This is a genomic window from Streptomyces sp. NPDC050636, assembly GCF_040654775.1.
In the GTDB taxonomy this organism is placed as follows: domain Bacteria; phylum Actinomycetota; class Actinomycetes; order Streptomycetales; family Streptomycetaceae; genus Streptomyces.
Genome location: NZ_JBFAIP010000219.1, coordinates 1 through 3731 on the forward strand (window position 1 = coordinate 1; position 3731 = coordinate 3731).

Below are 3731 nucleotides of genomic sequence, written 5' to 3' on the forward strand. Positions count from 1 at the left end.
GCCTCGATCTCGCAGCGGCAACGGTGCCCGGCCCCCGCACCGCAGGCGATCGGGCACCGGCTGAGGACGTGTGGGCCGTCAGCCCTTCCGAGCGGTGAGCACCGGCCCAAACCCCGGCCAGCACAGGGCAATGTGCGAGGCGACTGGCCGGTGGCCTCGGACGCTTTCCGCAGCACGTGCCGCAACCTTCGCGCCGTTCATCCCATCCGGCCTCGGAATCATCGGCAGAGCGGTGTGTCGGCACCGGGTGTCCGGCTCGGATCACTGGGTGGAGATCTTGTGGACGGTGGTGTCGTCGGGGTTCAGCCGTCGCCCGTCCGCGGAGAGGACTTCCAGTGGGCGGAGGCGATGTCCTTGTCGGCGGTCGACCAACTGTGAGTGTGCTTCGCCGGGGGCGAAGAAGTTCTGTTCTCCCCACTGCCGTAGTGCCACGATGACGGGGAAGAGCGCCTTGCCCTTCGGAGTCAGTACGTACTCGCGGTAGGCGCTACCGTCCGAGGCGGGGACGGATTCGAGGACACCGCCGGCGACCAGGGTGCGCAGACGCGCGGTGAGGATGTTCTTCGCCACGCCGAGGCTGCGCTGGAACTCCCCGAAGCGCCGGCTTCCGTCGAAGGCGTCTCGCACGATCAGCAGGGACCACCAGTCGCCGATCGCGTCCACCGACCGGGCGACGGGACATTCGCTGTCGTCGAAGCGCGTCCTGGTCACCATGGCGTCCCTCCCTCTCGCGACGGTTGCAACATGCTACCAAAATAGTTACCGTCGCCACTGGTAGCAAGATGAAACCAGATATCCGGAGGAGTGCTGATGCCCGGGAACGGTGAGGCTGTGACGCGACGGACCGAGGCTCGAAGTGGGGAAGGTTCCGCGTTCGTCCTGTCCCGTGGTGTCGTCATCCTGTTCGCCGTCGCCTGCGGGGCCGCGGTGGCCAACGTCTACTTCTCCCAGCCGCTCCTGGTGACCATGGGCCACGACCTCACCATGAGCCCGGCACTTGTCGGCAGCGTGGTCACCCTCACGCACGTCGGATACGGGCTGGGACTCTTCTTCCTCGTGCCGCTGGGCGACGTGGCCGACCGCAGACGGCTCATCGTGGCCCAATTGCTGCTCCTGGTGGTGGTGCTGGCCGTGGTAGCCGCCGCCCACACGGCAGCGATCCTGCTCGCGGGCATGGCCGCGATGGGGCTTCTCGCGGTCGTCACGCAGACACTGGTGGCCTTCGCGGCATCACTGGCCCCTCCCGCCGGGCGCGGACGGGTCGTCGGTCTGGTCACCAGCGGCGTGGTCATCGGAATCCTGCTTGCCCGCACCGCATCCGGCCTCATGGCCGATCTCGCGGGCTGGCGCTCCGTCTACCTCGCCTCGGCGTCGCTCACCGCTCTGCTCGCCCTGGTCCTGTACCGAGTGCTGCCGCGCCGCAGCGACGCTCCGTCGACAACCCTGAGCTACGGACAGCTCCTACGCTCCACGATCAGCCTGTTCGCACGGGAACGACTGCTGCGGCTCCGGGCCCTGTTCGGTCTGCTGATCTTCGCCGCCTTCAGCACCCTGTGGAGCAGCGTCGCACTGCCGCTCAGCGAGGCCCCGTACTTCCTGCCCCACAGCGCGATCGGGGCGCTGGGGCTGATCGGTGTCGCCGGCGCCCTGGCCGCGACCGTGGCGGGCCGCCTGAACGACCGTGGACTTTCCCGGCGGACCACCGGCATCGCCCTGGCACTGCTCGCCGCCTCGTGGTTGCCCCTGGCCTTCACCCGCAGCTCGCTGTGGGCCCTGGCCGTCGGGGTGATCCTTCTCGACCTCGCCGTGCAGGCGGTCCATGTCACCAACCAGACCCTGATCTACGCGCTGCACCCGGACGCGGGCAGCCGGCTGATCGGCGGATACATGGTCTTCTACTCGATCGGCAGCGCCACCGGCGCCATCGCCGCGACCTCCCTCTACACGGTGGCCGGCTGGGGCGCCGTATGCGCACTGGGTGCCGCGTTCAGCTGCCTCGGGCTCGTGCTGTGGGCGTTCACACGACACAGAACCCCGGCCCCTGCCGCCAAGGTGATCTCTCGCAGCGAAGCCTGAGCATTCTCGCCGAACATTGAGTGACGGGCGCGCCGACGACGTGAGCCGGGACGCGCTGGTTGGAACCTGGCCACGATGGTTGGAACTGAGATCAGTTCGTGGAATGGATGGGGTCCCGGGCTTCTGGGGGCGCGGACAGGATCGCGGCGTCGTGAGCGGCGAGTTCCTCTGGGGTGCCAACGAAGGCAGGTCCGCAGTTGGGAGGGAGACGGTCGACCACCATCGTGACGGCCTGTTGCGGCGTCGCAGCCGGACCCACGGACTCGCTGCGAAGGGGACCGGACACGCGGTATTCGCCCTCTGCCGCAGGCGGGATGTAGGGAATGTCCCATGTGCATGGGAACTCTGTGCAACGGCTGAAGTGCAGCTCTCCCATTCCCGTCCAGGGGAACAACTGGCGCAGGCGTGGTTCAGCGTAGGCGGCTTCGAGCAGTTCCGGGCGGACCCGCCCGTCGATGCGAACCCTCTGCCAACCTGCTTCGACGAGGGCGTGGCCCGGGGGCGTTGTGTCCATAGCGACACATCATCCCCGTCGTTGGTCGGGGTTCCAACAAGAATGACAATTCACCGGAGGTTCCAAGAAGCCTGACCATTTGGTTCCAACCAGCGTGTCCCACGAGACTCGAACCGCCAGGTCACCATGCCGTCACGGTTTGTCCTGTCTCCAAAGATCCGGTCCCCGTCTCAGGGGATCTGGTCCGATTCGCTTGCGGTCTCAGGTGACCTGGTTCGCCTAGATTTTTGTCCCGCTCTTATGGAGCCTTGTCTCCGTCGAATCTGACGTTCCCCACTTCGCACGTCAGGGACAAGGTCACGTGAGACCACCACTGCCTACTTGTTGCTGTGTTATCCAGGGGCAGTGACGACTTCCAAGATCTCCGGCAGGCCCGTCGATGCAGTGCTGTGCGACCTCGACAACGTGATCCGCTTCTACGACACGACGCAGCTGGCAAACCTGGAGCGTGGTGCGGGGCTGACGGAGGGCACAACCGCGAGGGTGGCGTTTGCGCCGGAGACAGACCTGCCGTTGCTTCTCGGCGCGATCACCAAGCAGCAGTGGGTGGAGTCCATAGTGGTCGGCCTCGAAGGCCAGGTGCCGACGGCACAGGCACGCGAGCTGGGTACGGCGCTCGCCAAGGCGCCGTTCTGGGCCGACGACGTTGTGGTGACCATGCTTCTTCAGGTGCGGGCCCACATGCCCTTGGTGCTGGTGACCAACGCGACCGTGGAACTGGAGGACGACCTGGCGTCGTTGGGTCTGGCGGACTTCGCAGACCACGTCGTCAGCAGCGCCCGGGTGGGGGTGGCCAAGCCAGACCGAAAGATCTACGAGATCGCGGCCGAGCAGGCGGGTGTCGCCTCGAACCGGTGCCTCTTTGTGGATGACCGGCTTGAGAACATCGAAGCCGCGATCGAGCTCGGGATGACCGGCGTGCACTACCGCGAACCAGCGGACCTCCATGGGCCGTTGCGGTTTCTGCTGGACAGCTGAAACCGCCACACTCCCATGAGCATTTTTCTGAGATTGCTGTCGGGCGCACGGTGCCTGACAGCCCCCACTGACTGTCGGCCCGGCTCGTCGGTGCTCTACCAACTCGTGTCGTCCGTACGGCGCGAGGACTGCCGCTGGTGCGGCCTGGAACTCATCGGCGACC

4 protein-coding genes are annotated in these 3731 nt (G+C 66.6%); 2 read left to right on the top strand and 2 right to left on the bottom strand.

Annotated elements, in window-relative coordinates; genetic code table 11:
- Positions 1 to 261: 261 nt before the first annotated feature.
- Entirely contained in the window at positions 262 to 714 is a 453-nt protein-coding gene (locus AB0I10_RS40675; protein WP_363157775.1) for a helix-turn-helix domain-containing protein, read from the bottom strand.
- 96 nt (positions 715 to 810) lie between these two features.
- On the opposite strand from AB0I10_RS40675, the gene AB0I10_RS40680 reads away from it, so the two are divergent.
- Positions 811 to 2076, top strand: a complete 1266-nt coding sequence (locus tag AB0I10_RS40680) for an MFS transporter (RefSeq protein WP_363157776.1) — start codon at positions 811 to 813, stop codon at positions 2074 to 2076.
- A gap of 91 nt (positions 2077 to 2167) precedes the next feature.
- Here the strand turns inward: AB0I10_RS40680 and AB0I10_RS40685 are convergent, their stop codons facing one another.
- Positions 2168 to 2590: a DUF6193 family natural product biosynthesis protein gene (locus tag AB0I10_RS40685; protein WP_363157777.1), complete on the bottom strand. Its 423-nt coding sequence runs from the start codon at positions 2588 to 2590 to the stop codon at positions 2168 to 2170.
- Positions 2591 to 2935: 345 nt separating this feature from the next.
- On the opposite strand from AB0I10_RS40685, the gene AB0I10_RS40690 reads away from it, so the two are divergent.
- Complete coding sequence (locus tag AB0I10_RS40690; protein ID WP_363157778.1) at positions 2936 to 3568, top strand: HAD-IA family hydrolase; 633 nt, start codon at positions 2936 to 2938, stop codon at positions 3566 to 3568.
- The last annotated feature ends 163 nt before the right edge of the window (positions 3569 to 3731 follow it).